The following is a 21,748-nucleotide window of genomic DNA, read 5'->3' on the forward strand; positions in this document are numbered from 1 at the left end:
GGGTGTAAGCTTAGTCCCGTGATTTTTGACTCATGGATTAAGTTTGTATTACCTTCACCCTGAACTTTGGTCAGGGTGTTTTTTATCCAATATGAGAGGCGGGATGATGGATGTTAAATCATTTACTAACTACGAACGAATTAAAGGTTGATGAGATTTATCAAATCTTAACAGATGCTCATAACTTTAAAAATGGAATGCAATGGCGTCCAGACAGGCAAATGTTTACTGCCAATCTATTTTTTGAACCAAGTACAAGAACAAAGAGCAGTTTTGAAGTGGCCCAAAGAAGATTAGGATTAGAGGTAATTCCATTTGAAGTGCTTACTTCTAGTGTCCAAAAAGGGGAAACACTTTACGATACAGTAAAAACATTAGAAGCCATTGGTGTCGAATCAATTGTCATTCGGCACGAACAGGACCGCTATTTTGATGAATTAGTCGGAAAGATTAACATTCCAATCATTAATGGCGGGGATGGGTGTGGGCATCATCCAACGCAATCACTCCTTGATCTAATGACCATCCAGCAGGAGTTTGACCAATTCACAGGTTTAAAAATTGCCATTATCGGCGACATTCGTCATAGCCGGGTAGCACGTTCCAATGCGGATGTTTTATCAAGGCTGGGAGCAGAAGTGATTTTTTCGGGACCAAAAGAGTGGTTCGATAATAGAAGTACAGATATATCAAGGTATAGGCCAATTGATATGGCTATCCAAGAGGCCGATGTAGTCATGCTTCTTCGAGTACAGCATGAACGGCATCAGCAAAAAAGCAGCTTTACGGCAAATGAGTATCACAAACAATATGGTCTGACGCTTGAAAGAGAAAAGATGATGAAGCAAAAAAGTATTATCATGCATCCTGCACCTGTTAATAGAAATGTGGAAATTGCCGATAGTCTTGTCGAGTGCAAAAGATCGAGGATTTTCAAGCAAATGGAAAACGGTGTGTACGTCAGAATGGCAGCCATTAAAAGATCAATCGAAAGCCTTGAAGGAGGAAACCAAAATGAAACTACTTATTCAGAACGCGTGCTACATAGCATCTAATGGAGAAAAGAAACAATCTGATCTATTAATAGAAGATGGAATAATAACAAAGATTGAAACCCAAATCGACGCAATCGTGGATCGCACAGTGAACGCGGAAGGTAAATTAGTTTCACCTGGATTTATTGACCTGCATGTCCACCTTCGTGAACCAGGCGGAGAAAAAAAGGAAACCATCGCAACCGGAACAGCAGCCGCAGCAAGAGGCGGATTTACCACTATTGCCAACATGCCAAACACAAGACCGGTGCCTGACACCATTAACAACATGGAGGACTTGCAAAAGCGAATTAAGGATACCGCGAAGGTAAGGGTACTGCCGTATGCTTCAATTACAATTCGTCAGTTGGGTCAAGAATTAACAGATTTTGAAGGACTGAAAGCTCTGGGTGCATTTGCCTTTACTGATGACGGGGTAGGCGTGCAGTCAGCTGCGATGATGCTTGAAGCGATGCGTAAAGCGGCCGCACTAGACATGGCGATTGTCGCTCATTGTGAGGAAAATACATTAATCAATAAGGGTTCTGTCCATGATGGATCATTTGCGAAGAAGCATGGATTAAATGGAATTCCATCTATATGCGAATCTGTTCAAATTGCTAGGGATGTTCTCTTAGCGGAAGCAGCAGACTGTCATTATCATGTCTGCCATATCAGCACAAAGGAATCTGTCCGAGTAGTCAGAGATGCCAAACGAGCAGGAATTAAAGTTACAGCAGAGGTAACGCCGCATCACCTATTGTTATCTGAAGATGATATCCCAGGTTTGGATGCAAACTTCAAAATGAATCCGCCGCTTCGTGCTGCAGAAGACCGCAAAGCGTTAATAGAAGGGCTCTTAGACGGAACCATTGATTTCATTGCAACAGATCATGCTCCACATACAGCAGAAGAAAAAGCGGAGGGAATGACGCTTGCACCATTTGGTATTGTTGGGCTGGAAACAGCGTTCCCGCTTCTTTACACACACTTTGTCTTAAAAAATATCATGACGCTTGAAGAGTTAATAAAATATTTAACAGTCAAACCAGCCGAAGCATTTGCGCTTCCGTACGGGAAAATCGAAGTAGGATCCCCGGCAGACTTAGTCCTGTTGAACCTAGAGGAAGAACGTGCAATTAACATAGAAGAATTTTTATCAAAAGGAAAAAATACACCATTTAGCGGTTGGAAATGTAAGGGATGGCCTGAGATGACAATCGCTAGAGGAGAAATCGCATGGGAAAAAGGAAGTGTCTTAGTATGAAAAAACAACTTATATTAGAAGATGGCACCATATTTATCGGCAAAGGCTTTGGAAGTGATACAGAAACAATTGGTGAAGTTGTTTTTAATACAGGGATGACCGGTTACCAGGAAATCATTTCTGACCCATCCTATTGCGGACAGATAGTAACCCTTACCTATCCATTGATCGGAAATTACGGAATCAACCGAGATGATTTTGAATCCATCAATCCAGCAATAAAGGGCTTAATTGTAAAAGAAGCAGCGAATTTCCCATCCAACTGGAGAAATGAATATACATTGGATGAATACTTTGACATGAAAAAGATCCCGGGGATTGCAGGGATTGATACTCGTAAATTAACACGGATTATCCGCCAATACGGAACATTGAAAGGGGCCATCTGCAGTATTGAGAAGGATCCAAACGAGATCTTGAATCAATTAAGAAAAACGCCTCTTCAAACGAATCAAGTAAAACAAGTATCCACAAAAAATGCTTATCCAAGCCCAGGTCGTGGTAAGAGAGTAGTCCTTGTCGATTTTGGAATGAAACACGGAATCTTACGTGAACTTAACCACCGGGATTGTGATGTGGTGGTCGTACCTTATCATACAACAGCAGACGAAATCCTTCAGTTACGCCCAGACGGGATTATGTTATCCAATGGACCTGGGGATCCAAAGGATGTTCCTGAGGCAATTGATATGCTAAAAGGTGTATTAGGTCGAGTTCCACTATTCGGAATTTGCTTAGGACACCAATTGTTTGCCCTAGCATGCGGAGCTAATACGGAAAAAATGAAGTTCGGTCATCGCGGCTCAAACCATCCTGTTAAAGATCTGACTACAGGAAAAGTGGCGATTACTTCACAAAACCATGGCTATACAGTTGAGGAAGAATCAATTAAAAATACAAGATTAGAAATTACTCATATTGCAGTAAATGACGGAACAGTCGAAGGGTTGAAACACCTTGATTACCCAGCATTTACAGTTCAGTATCATCCCGAAGCATCTCCAGGACCAGAAGACGCAAACGGCTTATTCAATCAATTTCTTGACTTGATGGAAAAGAACAAACAGGAGGTTACAGCAAATGCCTAAACGTACAGATATAAACTCCATTTTAGTAATCGGTTCAGGACCTATTGTTATCGGGCAGGCTGCAGAATTTGACTATGCCGGTGCCCAAGCATGTATCGCTCTGAAAGAAGAAGGCTACCGTGTTATTCTAGTTAACTCCAATCCGGCCACCATCATGACGGATACAGAGATGGCAGATGCCGTTTATATCGAGCCCTTGACTGTGGATTTCGTCAGCAGAATCATTCGTAAAGAACGTCCAGATGCGCTTCTCGCGACTCTTGGCGGACAAACCGGTCTTAACCTGGCTGTCGAACTAACAAATTCAGGCGTCTTAGCTGAATGTGAAGTAGAAATTCTTGGTACGAAACTTTCAGCGATTAACCAAGCAGAGGATCGCGACCTTTTCCGCAGCCTTATGAATGAATTAAATGAGCCAGTACCCGATAGCGAAATTATCCATGAATTGGCTGAAGCTAAAGCCTTTGTTGAAAAAATTGGCTTCCCTGTCATTGTTCGTCCAGCATTTACTTTAGGTGGAACAGGCGGTGGTATCTGTCATAACGACGAGGAACTAGAGGAAATCGTCACTAGTGGATTAAAGCACAGCCCTGTAAATCAGTGTCTACTAGAAAAAAGTATTGCCGGCTTTAAGGAAATTGAATATGAAGTAATGCGTGATAGAAATGACAATGCCATCGTGGTTTGTAATATGGAAAACATCGACCCAGTCGGAGTTCATACTGGAGATTCCATTGTAGTGGCACCAAGTCAGACATTAAGCGATCGTGAATACCAGCTGCTTCGCAATGTTTCGCTAAAAATTATTCGTGCCTTAGGAATTGAGGGGGGCTGCAATGTTCAGCTAGCCTTAGATCCAGACAGTTTCAATTATTATATTATCGAAGTAAATCCACGTGTTAGCCGTTCTTCGGCATTAGCGTCAAAAGCAACAGGTTATCCGATTGCTAAGCTTGCAGCTAAAATCGCCGTCGGCTTAACACTTGATGAAATGTTAAATCCGGTAACAGGAAAAACCTATGCTAGCTTTGAACCTGCACTAGATTATATCGTAACCAAAATCCCTAGATGGCCGTTTGACAAGTTTGAATCTGGTAACCGTTCCCTAGGGACACAAATGAAAGCAACGGGCGAGATTATGGCGATTGGCCGTACATTTGAAGAATCTCTATTGAAAGCGATCCGATCCCTTGAGACAGGTGTTTATCATTTCGAATTAAACGACGCTGCAGAAATCAATGATGAACTACTCGAGAAACGGATACGCAAAGCAGGGGACGAACGCCTCTTTTACATTGCAGAAGGGTTAAAACGTGGATTAACCATTGAGACGATTCATGAATGGAGTAAAATTGACTTATTCTTCCTAAAGAAAATGGAAGGAATAATCGAACTGGAAAAAGAAATTACTGCAAATCCTTTTGAAACGGAAATCTTAATCGAAGCAAAACAAAAAGGCTTTACAGATAAAAAAATCGCCCAGCTTTGGAATACATCTGAACAAGAAATTTATAAGACTAGAAAAAATCTCGGAATAATCCCGGTATATAAAATGGTTGATACTTGTGCAGCTGAATTTGAATCTGCAACACCATACTACTATGGCACATATGAAGAAGAAAACGAGTCGATTGTAACAGAGAAAAATAGTGTCATTGTTCTAGGATCCGGTCCAATCCGCATCGGACAGGGGATTGAATTTGATTATGCGACCGTACACTCTGTTAAAGCCATTAAAGAAGCAGGCTATGAAGCGATTATCATTAATAATAATCCGGAAACAGTTTCAACGGATTTCAGTATTTCTGATAAGCTATACTTCGAACCGCTTACAATCGAAGATGTGATGAGTATTATTAACTTAGAGAAACCAATGGGGGTAGTCGTCCAGTTTGGCGGACAAACTGCAATCAACTTAGCTGCTAAACTTGAAGAAAACGGCGTGAAAATTCTTGGAACAAGCTTAGAAGACTTAGATCGAGCTGAAAATCGTGATAAATTTGAGCAAGCGCTTGTGCAATTAAACATCCCACAGCCATTAGGAAAAACAGCCATGTCAGTGGATCAGGCACTTGTGATTGCGGGTGAAATCGGTTATCCGGTCCTTGTCCGCCCTTCCTATGTACTTGGTGGAAGAGCTATGGAAATTGTTTATCATGAAGAAGAACTTCTTTACTATATGAAAAACGCTGTTAAAGTGAATCCAGAGCATCCAGTCTTGATTGACCGATATTTAACAGGAAAAGAAATTGAAGTTGATGCCATCTGCGACGGCACCAATGTCTTAATCCCAGGAATCATGGAACATATCGAACGAGCTGGGGTCCATTCAGGTGACTCGATTGCAGTTTACCCTTCGCAAACTCTAAGTGAAAAAGTAAAACAAACACTTGTGGAATATACCGAGAAATTAGCGAAAGGGTTAAATATTATTGGATTACTAAACATTCAATATGTGCTCGCGGGAGAACAAGTATACGTATTAGAGGTAAATCCAAGATCGAGCCGTACCGTTCCATTCTTAAGTAAAATTACGAATATTCCAATGGCCAAAATTGCAACAAAGGCGATTCTAGGAGTATCGATTCTCGACCAAGGCTACATCCCAGGTCTTGTCACTGAAAAAGAAGGAGTATATGTCAAAGTTCCTGTATTCTCTTTCGCCAAACTGAAGAGTGTCGATATCACGCTTGGACCAGAAATGAAGTCAACTGGGGAAGTCATGGGTAAGGATGTAACATTGGAAAAAGCTTTATACAAAGGATTAGTTGCATCAGGCATGAAAATTCAGCCATTTGGCACTGTATTGTTTACAGTTTCCGATAAAGATAAAGAAGAAGCATTAAAGCTTGCGAAGCGTTTCTCTGCAATCGGCTATCGTTTAATGGCAACAAGCGGTACAGCAGCTGTTCTAGAATCTGCTGGCCTAAGAGTAAAAGTGGTTGGAAAAATTGGTTCAGAAGGAAAAACGCTTTTAGATGTAATCCATAATGGAGAAGCTCAGTTCATTATCAATACACTAACAAAGGGCAAACAGCCTGAACGTGACGGGTTTAGAATTCGCCGGGAAGCAGTTGAAAATGGAGTCCCATGCTTAACTTCACTTGACACGGCTGATGCGATCTTAAAAGTAATTGAATCGATGAATTTTTCAGCAGAACCGATGGCCGCGATGAAAAAGGAGGCCGTGTTTGCATGATCCAAAAAGAGTTATGCAAAGTACTCAGCCAAAAAGAAATTGCCTTAGATATCTATGAGATGACCATTGAAGGAGAGTTGGTTTCTCAAATAACGGAGCCAGGTCAATTTGTCCATCTTAAAGTATCCAATGGCTTAGATCCACTGTTACGAAGACCAATTAGTATTTCCTCGTACGATTTTGAACAGAAAAGTTTAACAATGATTTATCGTAAAGATGGAAGAGGAACTTCCATGCTGGCAGAATTACGACCAGGGATGCATGTCGACATCCTTGGTCCACTAGGTAATGGTTTTCCTGTTGAAGAAGTCAGCATGGGAGATACTGCTTTACTTGTCGGGGGTGGGATTGGCGTTCCCCCACTATATGAACTGTCCAATCAGTTAGTAGCAAAAGGTGTTAAAGTCATCCATGTGCTTGGCTTCCAGACTGCATCAGCCGTCTTTTATGAAGAGGAGTTTTTGAAAAATGGGGAAACCTATGTAGCGACTGTTGATGGTTCATACGGTAGGAAGGGCTTTGTGACGGATGTGATGAAAGAAATGCAATTTGATTGTATTTATACATGCGGACCAACTCCGATGTTAAGAGCAATTGAGCAGAATTACCAAGATAAAAAAGTATTCTTATCGTTAGAAGAACGGATGGGCTGCGGTATTGGTGCCTGCTTTGCTTGTGTATGTAAAAAGAAAGACGATCCAACAGGAGTTTCCTATAAAAAAGTATGCAGTGATGGTCCTGTATTCCGAGCCGGGGAGGTATTGATATGAGTCGCTTAAACATTGAATTACCGGGCTTACACTTAAAAAACCCAATCATGCCTGCATCCGGCTGCTTTGGGTTTGGCAGAGAATATAGTCAGTTCTATGATCTGAGTGTACTCGGCGCGATTATGATTAAAGCTACAACAGTAGAACCAAGGTTCGGAAATGCAACACCACGTGTCGCCGAAACTTCTGCAGGCATGCTAAATGCAATTGGCTTGCAAAATCCAGGACTAGAAAAAGTCATTGGCGAAGAGCTTCCTTTTTTATCTCAGTACGATGTACCAATTATTGCAAATGTGGCAGGCTCTCTTGAAGAGGATTACGTGGAGGTAGCTCGGCAAATTTCAAAGGCTCCAAATGTTCATGCCCTTGAACTGAATATCTCCTGCCCTAATGTAAAAACAGGCGGGATTGCTTTTGGAACCATTCCTGAAACTGCGAAACAATTAACCCGTAAGGTTAAAGAGGTATCAGAGGTACCAGTATATGTGAAGCTGTCGCCCAATGTAACAAACATTGTCGAAATGGCAAAGGCTGTTGAAGCTGGTGGTGCGGATGGATTGACCATGATTAATACTCTTATTGGGATGAGACTTGATTTAAAAACAGGGAAACCTATACTAGCCAATCGGACTGGCGGATTATCTGGTCCAGCAATTAAGCCAGTGGCGATCCGGATGATTCACGAAGTCAGCCAAGCCGTCGGGATTCCAATTATCGGTATGGGAGGCGTTGAGACAGCTAGTGATGTCATTGAGTATTTTTATGCGGGCGCCAGTGCAGTCGCAGTCGGAACTGCTAATTTCGTAGACCCATTTGTATGTCCAACGATTATTCAAGAACTGCCTGAACTACTTGAAAAATTAGGATTTGAACACATCAGTGAATGTACAGGAAGGAGCTGGAAGGAACATGGACAACTCACTTATCATCGCACTTGATTTTCCCGGCATGAACGAGGTCAATCAATTTTTAAAGCCGTTTGAGGGCCAAGAGCTTTTTGTAAAAGTAGGGATGGAGTTGTTTTACCAGGAAGGCCCCTCCATTATTCATCAATTAAAAGAGCAAGGCCACCGTATTTTCCTAGACTTAAAGCTTCATGACATTCCAAACACAGTGAAAAGTGCAATGAAGGGTCTTGCGCGTTTAGAGTGTGATTTGGTTAATGTTCATGCTGCCGGTGGAATTGATATGATGCAAGCGGCATTGGAAGGTCTAGACGCAGGTACTCCTGCAGGACGAAAACGGCCTAACTGTATCGCAGTAACACAATTAACAAGTACGTCTGAGGAACAAATGCAAAAAGAACAGCTTATTCCGGTCTCCTTGAAGGAATCGGTGCTTCATTATGCCTCCATAACGAAACAAGCAGGCTTAGATGGAGTTGTTTGCTCCGCATGGGAAGCCTCTTTGATAAAGGAAACGGCCGGACAATCATTTTTGACAGTATGTCCTGGGATTCGGATGGCATCTGATCAGGCAGGAGATCAAAAGCGTGTCACAACTCCTGAATTAGCACGGACAATGGGGGTAAGTGCGATTGTAGTAGGCCGCTCAATAACCCGTTCACAAGACCCGCTAACAAGTTATCAACAATGGATGGAAGCATGGAAGGGAGTAACACAATGAAAAATTTAATTGCAGAAAAATTACTAGAAATCAACGCGGTTGCCCTGAAGCCCGAGGAGCCGTTTACATGGGCATCTGGACTTCGTTCCCCAATCTATTGTGATAATCGCTTAACACTATCCTACCCTGAGGTAAGAAAAGCAATTGCTTCAGGACTGAAGCAGCTGATTGAGGAAAATTTTCCGGGGACGGAGGTCATTGCAGGAACTGCAACGGCGGGGATCCCTCATGCCGCATGGGTCAGCGACCTAATGGATCTTCCTATGTGCTACGTTCGTTCGAAAGCAAAAGGTCACGGTAAAGGGAATCAGATTGAAGGAAAAGCTGAGGCAGGTCAAAAGGTTGTTGTTGTAGAAGATTTAATCTCAACTGGAGGCAGTGTGATTACTGCTGTTCAAGCATTAAAGGAAGCTGGCTGTGACGTGCTTGGAGTAGTATCCATTTTTACATATGGCCTTGAAAAGGGAAAAGAACTGCTTCAGGAAAATGAGATTACTAGTAAATCACTGACTGATTTTGAAACATTAATAGAAGTAGCGATTTCTAAGAGTATCGTTACTGAAGATAATCAGAAAAGTCTCCTATTATGGAGTAAAAACCCTGCTGAATGGAGCAATAAGTTCTTGGAAACACAGATTCGCTGATAAAAAGAGGGCATCCAATACCTTGCGGATGCCCTCTTTTCTTTCTATTTCTTCAATTTAAGTACCAATTCCTCATCTGGCGTGACATATACTGTCTGTTGATTATCATAAATCACAAATCCTGGCTTTGCCCCACTTGGTTTTTTTACAAATCGAACCTTTGTAAAATCAACAGGGACAGAGCTGGAATTGCGTGCCTTACTGAAATAAGCGGCTAATACGGCAGCTTCTCGAATCGTTTCATTAGAAGGTTCTTTACTGCGAATCACCACGTGTGAGCCAGGGATATCCTTAGTATGAAGCCAAATCTCATCCCTTGCTGCCAATTTATTAGTTAAATAATCATTTTGCTTATTATTTTTGCCAACGATAATATCTGTACCATCGCTAGAAAGAAAATGATCTAATATTGGTTTGGCATTTTGTGCCTTCTTCAATTTCTTCTTTTGCCGTTCCCGAATGTAGCCGCCCTCCACTAGTTCTTCGCGAATCTCTTGAATATCTTTAGGGGAGGCAGCTTGTACCTGCTGTAATAAATTATCAAAGTAGGAAACTTCAACTTGGGCTTTCTCGATTTGCTCAATAACAATTTCAACTGCATTTTTTGCCTTCTGGTATTTTGAAAAATACTTTTGGGCATTTTCAGATGGTGTCTTCCGCGGGTCTAATGGAATGATAATCGTCCCGCCTAATTCATCATAATAATTGAGCACTTCAATTTCACGCATCCCTTTATTGGCTGCATATAAATTGGCCGTTAAAAGTTCCCCATATCGTTGAAATTGTTCTGCACGCTCAGCTTCTTTTAATGTAACGTTCAGTTTGTTAATTTTCTTTTCATTCTTTTCTTTTTCATTATGAATAAATCGTTCAATATCATTTCCTTGCTGCTTTACCCGATCTCTTTCGGCTTTGCCAAAATAAAACCGGTCAAGCATTTCACTTATTGTGGGATATGTTTTTATTTCTCCTTTCAGATGCTCAAGTGGAAATAAGTAAAATGCGTCCTTCCCGCCTGCCGAGATAATGGAGGGGGAAATATCACCTGATTCAACTTTTTTAACCATACTTATAAACGTTCCCGGGACAGTAGCACGATTGGCAATTCCACTTTGGAATATTACTTCTTTAGCGAATAGGGGTGAAATTCCAGCAAATTGTTCAACTAATTGGCGGTCAATCTTCCCTGCATTGAAATCAATTTTTCTTAATAGGTCGTCTTGGTCACAATGGAATGGATTTTGCTTATGCTGTTCTGGTGGAAAAACATAAGGCTGTCCTGGCATTATTGCCCTGTGGCTGTTCACAGCAAAGGAGACATGCTTGATGCTGTCAAGAATGATATTCCGGGATTTATCAACGAGCACAATATTGCTGTGTCTACCCATAATTTCAATAATTAATTGTTTGTAGCTAATATCCCCAATCTCATTCCTGCCCTTAATTTCTAGAACAATCATGCGATCGGTTTCTTTTTGATATAAATCCTCTAATATATAACCCTCAATATGTTTCCTGAGCAGCATACAAAACATTGGCGGCTCACTTGGATTTTCATATGCCTCTTCCGTGAATTGAACTCGTGCATAGCTTGGGTGCGCCGATAATAGCAGTTTTTGATTTACCCCATTGGCGCGAATGGTGAGAATCACTTCATTTTTATAGGGCTGATGAACTTTATTAATCCTTCCGCCCTTTAACGAACGGACAAGTTCATCGACCATTGCTTTTGTAAATAAACCATCAAATGACATGGAAAACATCCTTTACTACATTCATATGAATTAATTATAGCTTACTAAAAAAAGACTGTCTTATTTTAACTTATTATCTAATTTAACTTTCACTATATCATAGCATTTTTTGGGACGACCCTGAATAAGCTTTCTTTAGAGTATGTATTTATAGGTATTTAAAGGGGGAAGTGAGATGGTCGGATGAAATTCCATGAAATGAAGATAGATCAAGTAGAAAAGGCCCTAGAAACCGACTTTTCTTCTGGATTATCGCAGGAAGAAGTAAAAAAACGGGTGAAGCTGCACGGTCTAAATGAATTGGACGAAGGAGAAAAGCAATCAGCTTTACTCTTATTTTTTAGTCAATTTAAGGATTTTATGGTTTTAGTTTTGCTTGCTGCTACACTTATATCTGGGTTGCTTGGCGAATACATTGATGCCATTGCGATTATCGCCATCGTCATTATTAATGGCTTTCTAGGCTTCTTTCAAGAAAGAAGAGCGGAGAGATCACTTCAGGCTTTAAAGGAATTATCTGCTCCACAAGTTTCGGTGCTTCGGGATGGACAGTGGATCAAGATCCCATCGAAAGAAATTGTTATTGGGGATGTTTTGAAGTTTACTAGCGGGGACCGAATTGGTGCAGATGTGAGGGTAATTGAATCAAAAAGTTTAGAGATTGAAGAATCGGCCCTTACAGGTGAGTCTGTTCCTGTTTCTAAACATATCGAATCATTAGCTAATCCAAACCCAGGAATAGGTGATATGGAGAATATTGCCTTTATGGGTACAATGATTACGAGGGGAAGCGGTGTTGGAGTCGTCATTGCAACAGGAATGAAAACAGCTATGGGGCAAATTGCTGATTTACTCCAAAATGCAGAGACACAGGATACACCATTACAGCGGCGTTTAGAACAATTGGGGAAAATTTTAATAACTGTCGCATTGTTGTTAACTGTTTTGGTTGTGGTGGTTGGTGTTTTAAGGGGCCACGACATTTATGAGATGTTTTTAGCAGGTGTTTCACTTGCTGTTGCCGCCATTCCGGAGGGGCTCCCAGCGATTGTCACAGTAGCATTATCCCTTGGTGTCCAAAAAATGATTAAGAAAAATGCGATTGTTAGGAAGCTTCCAGCGGTTGAAACACTCGGCTGTGCATCGGTCATATGTTCAGATAAAACGGGAACGATGACGCAAAACAAAATGACCGTTACTCACTTATGGAGCGGGGGGCAAACCTGGACTGTAGATGGGGTCGGTTATCAACCCCAAGGAAATTTTTATAGAAATGAACGAAATATAAATCCTAAAGATGAAAAGGCATTGCAGCAGATGCTGATTTTTGGGATGTTATGCAATCATTCTGATTTAGTTGTCAGGGATGATGATTATTTTCTTGATGGAGATCCAACTGAAGGAGCACTATTAGTAAGTGCTATGAAAGCAGGTTTTGATCGTCCAAAATTACTAGATGAATTTACAATTATTAAAGAATTCCCCTTTGATTCAGCACGTAAGATGATGAGTGTGCATGTTCAAGACAAGCAGGGACGGAATTTCATTGTCACCAAAGGGGCACCAGATGTCCTATTAGGAATTAGTGAATCTGTCCTTTGGGACGAGAGAACCCAATTTTTAAATAAAGAAACACAGGTTAAAGTACAAGAGGCAATAAACGGTCTTGCGTCACAGGCTCTTCGAACGATTGCGATTGCCTTTAAACCAATTCAGGCTAATACAGTCATTTTAAGTGAGCATGAGGCAGAGAAGAATCTAACCCTAATTGGTATCCAAGGAATGATAGACCCGCCAAGACCTGAAGTGAAAAAAGCGGTCAAGGAATGTAAGGAAGCAGGCATAAAAACAGTTATGATAACCGGTGACCATGTGATCACTGCTAAAGCAATTGCCTCCCAACTTGGAATCATAACCAATAAGAGTAGGGTCATTGATGGAAATGCCCTATCGCAAATGTCTGTAGAAGAATTGGAAGAAGTCGTTGATGATGTTTCCGTTTTCGCCAGGGTATCTCCAGAGCATAAACTGAAAATTGTCAAAGCATTACAAAATCGCGGCCATATTGTTGCGATGACGGGTGATGGAGTAAATGATGCTCCAGCCATTAAAGCGGCTGATATTGGAGTGGCGATGGGAATTACCGGTACAGATGTTGCAAAAGAGGCATCTGCACTAGTACTGTTGGATGATAACTTCGCAACAATTAAAGCAGCGATTGTTGAAGGTAGAAATATATACGAAAACATCCGGAAATTTGTCCGCTACTTACTAGCTTCCAATGTTGGTGAAATTTTGGTCATGTTGTTTGCGATGGTTTTAGCGCTGCCGCTCCCGCTAATCCCTATCCAAATTCTCTGGGTTAATTTGGTAACAGATGGTTTGCCGGCGATGGCACTTGGACTTGACCGACCAGAAGAAAATGTGATGAAACGTAAGCCGCGCAGTCCTGATGAAGGTGTTTTTTCGCGCGGGTTAGGCTGGAAAGTTGTATCACGGGGCTTCCTAATAGGGATTGTAACATTGTTGTCCTTCATGGTTGTCTATCATAACGATCCGACACAGTTGCAATATGCACAAACTGTTGCCTTTGCAACACTCGTAATGGCACAGCTCATTCATGTATTTGATTGCCGTAGTGAAAAATCAGTTCTGTCGAGAAATCCTTTTGGAAATCAGTATCTTGTTTGGGCGGTGATATCTTCATTAGTATTGATGCTGGTTGTTATCTATTACCAGCCATTACAGCCTGTTTTCCATACGCTCCCGATCGCAGCTAAGGATTGGCTTCTGATTGTTGGGTTATCATCGATTCCAACTTTTTTACTAGCTGGTTCATTTTTGTTAAGAAAAACAAAATAAAGTGTGTTATAATCCAAAAGGTAATAGATTCCACTCTATTACCTTTTGTCTTTTTTGAAAAATTTAGGGGGCAGATCAATTTTTCAGGAGATTGGATGTGCACAAAATGGTAACTAGTATGACGGGATTCGGAAGAGCTAAGGCAGAGTCAGATTTTTTCTCTGTTAATGTGGAAATAAAAACAGTGAACCACCGTTTTTGTGAAATGAATATCCGCATGCCCAGGCAGCTATTAAAAATAGAAGATCGTTTGAAAAAGAAACTAAGTCAGTATATCCGCCGTGGCAGAGTTGAAGTTTATGTCAGCTTAGAGGGTGAAGGCAGCGTAAATCGAAAAGTCCATGTTGACTGGAAACTCCTTGATGAATATTCCCAAATCATCAAACAGGTACGTGAAAAGTATAATGTTGAAGGAATAGTCACACTTCAGGATTTACTTAGTCGAAGTGAACTCTTACATATTGAAGAAAGTGAAATCGGCAATGATGAGCTTGAAAAGCTAGTTCTAGAAGCAACAGAGGAAGCTGCCAATTTATTAAAACAAATGCGATTGGCAGAAGGAGATGAATTAAAAAAGGATTTGCTCGCTATCTTGTCACAATTAGAAATTAATGTGATGGAACTTCAAAAATTCGCTCCACTCGTTGTTCAATCATATAAAGAGCGCTTAACAAAAAGGATGGAAGAATTCGTTAATGGCCAATTGGATGAAACGAGGATATTAACGGAAGTTGCCGTTTTTGCTGATAAAGCTGATATCAGTGAAGAAATTACCCGTTTAAAAAGCCATATTCAACAGTTCTTGCATACCCTGCAAAGTATGGAACCAATTGGAAGAAAATTAGACTTTATCGTTCAAGAAATGAACAGAGAAGCAAATACGATTGGATCAAAAGCAAATGACTCCAACATTGCTAAACAGGTTGTTGATATTAAAAGTTTGCTCGAGAAGCTGAAGGAACAGGTTCAAAATATCGAGTGAACCTTGTTTAGAAATGGTTTGAGACGGTCAAAATATATTATTAATGATTGGATGAAGACCATGTCGATTAAATTAATTAATATTGGATTTGGCAATATCGTTTCTGCCAATCGAATTATTTCAATTGTCAGCCCTGAATCTGCTCCAATAAAAAGAATTATTCAGGATGCCCGCGACCGGGGGGCATTAATTGACGCCACTTACGGTAGACGGACACGAGCAGTAATTGTTATGGATAGTGACCATGTTATTCTATCAGCCGTTCAACCAGAAACGGTTGCACACCGTTTAGCTGATCGAGATGAAATAATTGATGAAGGGTAGGATTTTTGAAAATGCAGGAAAAAGGATTGTTAATTGTACTTTCTGGGCCATCTGGGGTTGGAAAAGGAACGGTACGGAAAGAAATTTTTTCACATCCGGATACAGCTTTTGAGTATTCCATTTCGATGACAACTCGCTCACCTCGAGAAGGGGAGATTGATGGAGTAGATTACTTTTTTAAGTCTAGGGCAGAGTTTGAACATTTAATAAAGCAGGGAAAGCTGTTAGAGTATGCCGAATTTGTCGGCAATTATTATGGTACCCCTGTGGACTATGTTCGTGAAACGCTAGATGCCGGAAAAGACGTCTTTTTAGAAATTGAAGTAAAAGGTGCCCGTCAGGTTCGTGAAAAGTTTCCTGAAGGTTTATTTATATTCCTTATGCCGCCAAGTTTATCCGAATTAAAGAACCGAATTGTCACAAGGGGAACAGAAACAGATGACATTATCCAAAACCGGATGTTGTCTGCCCGAGAAGAAATTGAAATGATGGAATTATATGATTATGTCGTTGAAAATGACCAGGTGGAGCGTGCTTGTGAACGAGTGAAAGCTATTGTCACTGCAGAACATTGCCGTAGAGAACGTGTAGAACATCGCTATAAAAAATTGCTGGAGGTTGAATAAAATGTTATATCCTTCTATTGATTCGTTGCTTGAAAAAATTGATTCTAAATACTCACTAGTGTCCGTAGCTGCAAAACGTGCACGGGTAATGTCCCAAGTAAAGGATGAAAGATTACCAAAATATGTTTCCCATAAGCATGTAGGTAAAGCACTTGAGGAAATTTATAGTGGTGAATTAACGTACCGGATTTCTAAAAAGGCAGATGCACCTGCTGATTAATATATAATTATATGATTAGAAATCATTAGAGAAGGCGTGACAAAAGGGAGAAACCTTACGTGTCAGCCTTTTTTATTTTGGTGATTCAATATTTAGTGGATTTTGTCGAATGATAGTAGGTAAAAGATGAAAAATTGCATTCATTCTTGCATAATAAAAGAAAGACTAATGGACTAAGAAGCGGGGGAAGCGATGATGAAAGATAAAAAAATATTATTATGTGTGACGGGTGGAATCGCTGTCTATAAAGCAGCAGCACTAACAAGTAAGCTTGTTCAAACTGGAGCACAAGTAAAAGTTATTTTAAGTGAATCAGCTCAAAAGTTTGTTACCCCATTAACCTTTCAGGCATTATCCCGCAATGAAGTGTATGTTGATACTTTTGTTGAAATCAATCCGCGAGTCATTGCACATATTGATTTAGCAGATTGGGCTGATTTAATTCTAGTTGCTCCGGCTACGGCAAATACGATTGGGAAAATTGCGAGTGGAATCGCTGATAATATGATAACAACAACACTGCTTGCAGCCACCTCACCTGTTTGGATTGCCCCTGCTATGAATGTACATATGTACGATCATCCTGCTGTGAAAAAAAACCTTTCACTTTTAGCGGAATATGGTTATCAATTCATCGAACCTAGTGAAGGGTATCTTGCCTGTGGCTATGTTGGAAAGGGCCGCTTAGAAGAACCGGAAAAAATTGTGGATCTCATCCGAGAATTTTTTATCAACCAAGATCACCAAACATTAAAAGGAAAAACGGTTGTGGTAACAGCAGGTCCTACACGTGAAAAGATTGATCCTGTTCGTTTTATTTCAAATCATTCGACTGGGAAAATGGGGTATGCGCTAGCTGAAGAGGCAAAGAGACAAGGGGCTCAAGTTGTATTGGTTTCAGGTCCGGTCAATCTTTCAGCTTCTTTAGGAATCGAAGTGGTGAAAGTGGAAAGCGCTGAGGAAATGTACAAGGCTGTTATGGAATATTATTCATTAGCGGATGTTGTCATAAAAACAGCAGCTGTTGCTGATTACCGTCCAAAAACCAGCTATGAACATAAGGTAAAAAAGCAAGCTGGTGACTCGAGTATTGAATTGGAAAGAACAAAAGATATCCTAATGGAACTGGGAAAGAGGAAAAAGAACCAAGTGCTTGTTGGCTTTGCCGCTGAAACGGAAAATGTAGAAGAGTATGCCAGAAAAAAATTAGCTGCCAAAAATGCTGATATGATTGTCGCCAACAATGTGAAGGCGGAAGGGGCAGGGTTTGGGACAGACACGAATATTGTGACCCTGTATAAACGATCAGGAAACCCAGTCGATTTACCACTTATGTCAAAAAGTAATGTAGCAAAAATGATTATAGAAGAAATTACTTCCCTTTTGAAGGATATGGATGAAAATGGAAATAGCTAGCGTGATTGTGGATGTACCGACAAAACAAACGGACCGGGCTTTCGATTATTTGATTCCAGAGCAGTGGAGCGAAGTGATCCAGCCTGGAATGAGAGTAATCGTCCCATTCGGTCCTCGGAAGATCCAAGGGTTTGTCACTTCATTAAAATCACACTCAGAATTCAAAAAGTTAAGAGAGATTATCGAGCCAATGGAGCTCGAGCCTGTTTTAAATAAAGAATTATTAGAACTAGGCGATTGGCTGACCGAACATACACTTTGTTTTAAAATTTTTTCCTATCAGGTAATGCTTCCCGCTGCATTAAAAGCAAAGTATGAAAAAAAAGTGAAACTTGCTAAAGGGGTACAACTGGCTGATTTATCAGAACCCCTCCAAGCTCTTTTTGAAAATAAAGCAATAGTTGACTGGGAAGTCGCATTAAAAAATGGAATGGTTCCATTATTACAAAAAGAGGCAGCGAAAGGAAAACTGGAAGTCACATACATTGTTAAGGAAAAGGTCAAAAAGAAACAACTTAAGTTTGTCCGTCCATTAACTTCTGTTGCTGAATTAGAAGAGGTCATTGAGAGTTTCCCCAAGAAAGCAGAAAAGCAAAAACAAGTATTAAGTTATTTTGTCGATCACTTTGAACCAATCGAATCAAGACAACTGGTCGCGGAAATAAAAACGACATCCTCAACTATTAAAGCTCTTGTCGAAAAAAAGCTCCTAATTGAGTATGACATGGAGGTATATCGTGATCCATTTGAAGATAAGACGTTTAAAAGAACAAAGCCATTACCATTAACCAATTCCCAACAAACAGCGATTGCTCCAATTCTTAACTCCATTGAATCCAATCGGCATGAGGTATTTTTACTGTACGGTGTAACGGGAAGTGGGAAAACAGAAATCTACCTCCAATCAATCCAAGAGGTGATTGAGAGAGGACAGGAGGCGATTGTTCTTGTACCGGAAATTTCGCTTACCCCTCAAATGGTTAATCGTTTTAAAGGAAGATTCGGGGATTTAGTGGCTGTTTTGCACAGTGGTTTATCTGCAGGAGAAAAATATGACGAGTGGCGTAAGATACAACGTAAGGAAGTAAAAGTAGCAGTTGGGGCTAGATCCGCAATTTTTGCACCATTTGAGAATTTAGGCATCATTATCATTGATGAGGAACACGAAACAAGCTATAAGCAGGAGGAAATGCCTCGTTATCATGCCAGGGATGTAGCCATTGAAAGAGCAAAAAACTATCACTGCCCAGTGGTACTTGGAAGTGCAACCCCATCGCTCGAATCATTCGCTAGGGCTCAAAAGAAGGTGTATCATCTTTTATCACTTCCTAATCGGATGAATAATCAATCCCTGCCTTCAGTGGAGATCATTGACATGCGCGAAGAGCTTCGTAATGGAAATCGTTCAATGTTTTCAAGCAAGCTTTTTGAAATGTTAAAGGACCGTATCGAAAAAAAACAACAATCTGTTTTATTTTTAAATAAACGTGGACATTCCTCATTTGTGATGTGCCGGGATTGCGGGTACGTGATGAATTGTCCTAATTGTGACATATCGCTAACCTACCATCGTGTTCACGAACAAATGAAATGTCATTATTGTGGCTATGAAAGCCAAGTGCCGACGCAATGTCCAGAGTGCTCCAGTGAATATATCCGCTATTTTGGGACTGGTACACAAAAGGTGGAAGATGAGTTGGGAAAAATTCTTCCAGAAGCCAGGGTCATTCGTATGGATGTGGATACAACAGGACGAAAGGGATCCCACGAACGATTATTAACCGATTTTCAAAATGGGAAAGCAGATATTCTCCTCGGGACACAAATGATTGCTAAAGGCTTGGATTTCCCCAATATCACCTTAGTTGGAGTGCTTTCGGCTGATACTATGCTTCATTTACCAGATTTTCGTGCCTCTGAAAAAACCTTTCAATTATTAACACAAGTAAGTGGGAGGGCAGGACGTCACCAATTGCCAGGAGAGGTGATTATTCAAACCTACACTCCTGAACATTATAGTGTTGAGCTTGCTGGGACACAGGATTACGATCTCTTTTATCAACAAGAAATGATGATGCGTAAAACACATCATTATCCACCATTTTATTATCTATCATTGATTACTGTCAGTCATGAACAGTTAATGACAGTCGTCACAGCTACCGAGAAAATTGTTAATTATGTCCGGTCCCAGGTTTCTAATGCTGCAGTCGTTTTAGGGCCAGCTGCCTCGCCAATTCCTAGGATTAATAATAGATATCGCTATCAATGTCTGATAAAATACAAGCGGGAACCGAACTTGACAAAAATGTTAAAAACCATTTTGGATCAATATCAAACAGATACAAAGAGTGGTTTACTGGTAACAATAGATGTGAATCCATTTATTTTAATGTAACCAGCTTAAGACCTGAGGCTTCCAAAGGTTAATAATTTGCATTTTTGGTGAAAATGTAAGCAATAAAAAAATTTAATTACGCCTTTCTTAAAATGGCATTAATGGGGGAAATGAATTGCCAATCCTAAAAGTAGTAAATTACCCAGCTGAAATACTTGAACAGACTTGCAAGACAGTTGTAAAGTTTGATAGAAAGCTGGCCAAAGTACTTGATAATATGTATGACACAATGATTGAATATGATGGGGTAGGGCTTGCTGCCCCGCAAATTGGATTAGACCAACGCATTGCAATTGTCGATATCGATGATGAATTAGGGACAATTGAAATGATAAACCCAGTAATCTTAGAAACATCTGGTGAACAAACTGGACCAGAAGGTTGTCTAAGTTTCCCTGGATTATTTGGTGAAGTGACAAGACCCAATATTGTTAAAATTGAGGCATTTGATCGTAAAGGGAGAAAATATACATTAGAAGCAGAGGGCTTCCTCGCAAGAGCCATTCAACATGAAATCGATCACCTTGATGGGATTTTATTTACAACAAAGGTGACAAGATATTTAGAGGAAGATGAGTTAAAAGGAGTAGAAGCTGAATGACCAAAATTGTTTTTATGGGCACCCCGGATTTTTCCGTGCCGGTTTTACAACAAATTATTAATGACGGATATGATGTAATTGGTGTAGTGACACAACCAGACCGTCCAGTTGGCAGGAAAAAGATATTAACACCTCCTCCAGTAAAGGTTGAGGCTTTAAAACATGATATTCCGGTCTTTCAGCCAGAAAAAATACGTCACGAACAAGAACTCGAGAAGATCCTATCATTGAAACCTGATTTAATTGTTACGGCTGCGTTTGGTCAAATCTTACCAAATAAATTATTGGAATCCCCAAAATACGGCTGTATCAATGTTCATGCATCCTTGCTTCCTGAACTTCGCGGCGGCGCTCCTATCCATTACGCTATTATTCAAGGAAAACAGAAAACCGGTGTGACAATCATGTATATGGTTGAAAAATTAGATGCAGGAGATATCTTAACAAGTATTGAAGTTCCAATAACTGAAGAAGACAATGTCGGAACACTTTTCACCAAACTTAGTGACGCAGGGGCTAAGTTATTATCTGAAACCTTGCCGCTTCTTCTAGAAGGGCGACTTACGCCAAAGCCGCAGAATCATGCTAATGCGACCTTTGCATCCAACATTAAACGAGAACAGGAAAAAATTAACTGGACAAAAACCGGTGAAGAAATCTATAACCATATTCGTGGGTTAAACCCTTGGCCTGTTGCCTTTACTACCTTAAATGGCCAGGTGGTAAAGATATGGCAAGCTAAGAAAGAAGCAGGTCTGAGCGGAGAAGTACCTGGTACTGTGTTTAAGGTAGAAACTGATAGTTTCACTGTTAGTACGGGCAATGATACAGCCATTAAGATCATTGAACTTCAGCCTTCTGGGAAATCAAAAATGCTATGTGAACAATTCTTAAGAGGTTCTAAAATTTCAGTAGGCACGAGACTAGGAGAATAGCA

General features: G+C 40.5%; 18 protein-coding genes. 17 read left to right on the top strand and 1 reads right to left on the bottom strand.

Annotation, left to right across the window (positions count from 1 at the left end):
- The first annotated feature begins 110 nt into the window (after window positions 1-110).
- The 8 genes from FS608_RS08475 to pyrE are packed head-to-tail and all read left to right on the top strand — an operon-like array spanning window position 111 to window position 9,628.
- A complete protein-coding gene (locus tag FS608_RS08475; protein WP_144548930.1) occupies window positions 111-1,055 on the top strand; it encodes an aspartate carbamoyltransferase catalytic subunit in 945 nt (314 codons plus the stop codon).
- On the top strand, window positions 1,015-2,301 hold the full coding sequence (locus FS608_RS08480; RefSeq protein ID WP_144548932.1) for a dihydroorotase: 1,287 nt from the start codon (window positions 1,015-1,017) through the stop codon (window positions 2,299-2,301). The genes FS608_RS08475 and FS608_RS08480 overlap by 41 nt, the downstream gene beginning before the upstream one ends.
- On the top strand, window positions 2,298-3,389 hold the full coding sequence (locus tag FS608_RS08485) for a carbamoyl phosphate synthase small subunit (RefSeq protein WP_144548934.1): 1,092 nt from the start codon (window positions 2,298-2,300) through the stop codon (window positions 3,387-3,389). The genes FS608_RS08480 and FS608_RS08485 overlap by 4 nt, the downstream gene beginning before the upstream one ends.
- Complete coding sequence (carB, locus tag FS608_RS08490; protein ID WP_144548936.1) at window positions 3,382-6,588, top strand: carbamoyl-phosphate synthase large subunit; 3,207 nt, start codon at window positions 3,382-3,384, stop codon at window positions 6,586-6,588. The genes FS608_RS08485 and carB overlap by 8 nt, the downstream gene beginning before the upstream one ends.
- Window positions 6,585-7,358, top strand: coding sequence for a dihydroorotate dehydrogenase electron transfer subunit (locus FS608_RS08495; protein ID WP_144548938.1), 774 nt, complete (start codon window positions 6,585-6,587; stop codon window positions 7,356-7,358). The genes carB and FS608_RS08495 overlap by 4 nt, the downstream gene beginning before the upstream one ends.
- A complete protein-coding gene (locus tag FS608_RS08500; RefSeq protein ID WP_144548940.1) occupies window positions 7,355-8,296 on the top strand; it encodes a dihydroorotate dehydrogenase in 942 nt (313 codons plus the stop codon). The genes FS608_RS08495 and FS608_RS08500 overlap by 4 nt, the downstream gene beginning before the upstream one ends.
- Window positions 8,268-8,984: an orotidine-5'-phosphate decarboxylase gene (gene pyrF / locus FS608_RS08505; protein WP_144548942.1), complete on the top strand. Its 717-nt coding sequence runs from the start codon at window positions 8,268-8,270 to the stop codon at window positions 8,982-8,984. The genes FS608_RS08500 and pyrF overlap by 29 nt, the downstream gene beginning before the upstream one ends.
- Complete coding sequence (gene pyrE / locus FS608_RS08510; protein WP_144548944.1) at window positions 8,981-9,628, top strand: orotate phosphoribosyltransferase; 648 nt, start codon at window positions 8,981-8,983, stop codon at window positions 9,626-9,628. The genes pyrF and pyrE overlap by 4 nt, the downstream gene beginning before the upstream one ends.
- A 44-nt stretch (window positions 9,629-9,672) precedes the next feature.
- On the opposite strand, the gene FS608_RS08515 is transcribed toward pyrE, so the two are convergent.
- On the bottom strand, window positions 9,673-11,382 hold the full coding sequence (locus tag FS608_RS08515) for an Rqc2 family fibronectin-binding protein (protein WP_144548946.1): 1,710 nt from the start codon (window positions 11,380-11,382) through the stop codon (window positions 9,673-9,675).
- Between the two features lie 183 nt (window positions 11,383-11,565).
- On the opposite strand from FS608_RS08515, the gene FS608_RS08520 reads away from it, so the two are divergent.
- The 9 genes from FS608_RS08520 to fmt all read left to right on the top strand — a co-directional run bounded on the left by FS608_RS08520 (window position 11,566) and on the right by fmt (window position 21,746).
- Window positions 11,566-14,244, top strand: coding sequence for a calcium-translocating P-type ATPase, SERCA-type (locus FS608_RS08520; protein WP_144548948.1), 2,679 nt, complete (start codon window positions 11,566-11,568; stop codon window positions 14,242-14,244).
- Between the two features lie 106 nt (window positions 14,245-14,350).
- Window positions 14,351-15,226, top strand: coding sequence for a YicC/YloC family endoribonuclease (locus FS608_RS08525; RefSeq protein WP_144548950.1), 876 nt, complete (start codon window positions 14,351-14,353; stop codon window positions 15,224-15,226).
- 60 nt (window positions 15,227-15,286) lie between these two features.
- The gene (gene remA, locus FS608_RS08530; protein ID WP_026566410.1) at window positions 15,287-15,550 is read left to right on the top strand and encodes an extracellular matrix/biofilm regulator RemA; all 264 of its coding nucleotides are present in this window, start codon (window positions 15,287-15,289) and stop codon (window positions 15,548-15,550) included.
- Between the two features lie 11 nt (window positions 15,551-15,561).
- On the top strand, window positions 15,562-16,176 hold the full coding sequence (gene gmk, locus FS608_RS08535) for a guanylate kinase (RefSeq protein WP_144548952.1): 615 nt from the start codon (window positions 15,562-15,564) through the stop codon (window positions 16,174-16,176).
- Between the two features lies 1 nt (window position 16,177).
- Complete coding sequence (gene rpoZ, locus FS608_RS08540; protein ID WP_144548954.1) at window positions 16,178-16,396, top strand: DNA-directed RNA polymerase subunit omega; 219 nt, start codon at window positions 16,178-16,180, stop codon at window positions 16,394-16,396.
- A 192-nt stretch (window positions 16,397-16,588) separates the two neighbouring features.
- Window positions 16,589-17,812 (top strand): bifunctional phosphopantothenoylcysteine decarboxylase/phosphopantothenate--cysteine ligase CoaBC, encoded by a 1,224-nt coding sequence (gene coaBC, locus FS608_RS08545; RefSeq protein ID WP_144548956.1) that lies wholly within the window; start codon window positions 16,589-16,591, stop codon window positions 17,810-17,812.
- Entirely contained in the window at window positions 17,799-20,210 is a 2,412-nt protein-coding gene (gene priA, locus FS608_RS08550) for a primosomal protein N' (RefSeq protein WP_144549402.1), read from the top strand. The genes coaBC and priA overlap by 14 nt, the downstream gene beginning before the upstream one ends.
- Window positions 20,211-20,325: 115 nt before the next feature.
- Window positions 20,326-20,811, top strand: a complete 486-nt coding sequence (gene def / locus FS608_RS08555; RefSeq protein WP_144548958.1) for a peptide deformylase — start codon at window positions 20,326-20,328, stop codon at window positions 20,809-20,811.
- Complete coding sequence (gene fmt, locus FS608_RS08560) at window positions 20,808-21,746, top strand: methionyl-tRNA formyltransferase (protein WP_144548960.1); 939 nt, start codon at window positions 20,808-20,810, stop codon at window positions 21,744-21,746. Before def ends, fmt begins: the two co-directional genes overlap by 4 nt.
- Window positions 21,747-21,748: the final 2 nt, after the last annotated feature.

The sequence above is a fragment of the Bacillus sp. X1(2014) genome, assembly GCF_007678255.1.

Excerpts from the sequence above, each read along its gene's own strand:
- FS608_RS08515 (WP_144548946.1), bottom strand. The coding sequence starts at position 11,382 with ATGTCATTTGATGGTTTATTTACAAAAGCAATGGTCGATGAACTTGTC.
- FS608_RS08500 (WP_144548940.1), top strand. The coding sequence starts at position 7,355 with ATGAGTCGCTTAAACATTGAATTACCGGGCTTACACTTAAAAAACCCA.
- FS608_RS08525 (WP_144548950.1), top strand. The coding sequence starts at position 14,351 with ATGGTAACTAGTATGACGGGATTCGGAAGAGCTAAGGCAGAGTCAGAT.
- priA (WP_144549402.1), top strand. The coding sequence starts at position 17,799 with ATGGAAATAGCTAGCGTGATTGTGGATGTACCGACAAAACAAACGGAC.
- carB (WP_144548936.1), top strand. The coding sequence starts at position 3,382 with ATGCCTAAACGTACAGATATAAACTCCATTTTAGTAATCGGTTCAGGA.
- coaBC (WP_144548956.1), top strand. The coding sequence starts at position 16,589 with ATGATGAAAGATAAAAAAATATTATTATGTGTGACGGGTGGAATCGCT.
- FS608_RS08475 (WP_144548930.1), top strand. The coding sequence starts at position 111 with ATGTTAAATCATTTACTAACTACGAACGAATTAAAGGTTGATGAGATT.
- FS608_RS08480 (WP_144548932.1), top strand. The coding sequence starts at position 1,015 with ATGAAACTACTTATTCAGAACGCGTGCTACATAGCATCTAATGGAGAA.
- remA (WP_026566410.1), top strand. The coding sequence starts at position 15,287 with ATGTCGATTAAATTAATTAATATTGGATTTGGCAATATCGTTTCTGCC.
- pyrE (WP_144548944.1), top strand. The coding sequence starts at position 8,981 with ATGAAAAATTTAATTGCAGAAAAATTACTAGAAATCAACGCGGTTGCC.
- pyrF (WP_144548942.1), top strand. The coding sequence starts at position 8,268 with ATGGACAACTCACTTATCATCGCACTTGATTTTCCCGGCATGAACGAG.
- rpoZ (WP_144548954.1), top strand. The coding sequence starts at position 16,178 with ATGTTATATCCTTCTATTGATTCGTTGCTTGAAAAAATTGATTCTAAA.
- FS608_RS08520 (WP_144548948.1), top strand. The coding sequence starts at position 11,566 with ATGAAATTCCATGAAATGAAGATAGATCAAGTAGAAAAGGCCCTAGAA.
- FS608_RS08495 (WP_144548938.1), top strand. The coding sequence starts at position 6,585 with ATGATCCAAAAAGAGTTATGCAAAGTACTCAGCCAAAAAGAAATTGCC.
- gmk (WP_144548952.1), top strand. The coding sequence starts at position 15,562 with ATGCAGGAAAAAGGATTGTTAATTGTACTTTCTGGGCCATCTGGGGTT.
- FS608_RS08485 (WP_144548934.1), top strand. The coding sequence starts at position 2,298 with ATGAAAAAACAACTTATATTAGAAGATGGCACCATATTTATCGGCAAA.
- fmt (WP_144548960.1), top strand. The coding sequence starts at position 20,808 with ATGACCAAAATTGTTTTTATGGGCACCCCGGATTTTTCCGTGCCGGTT.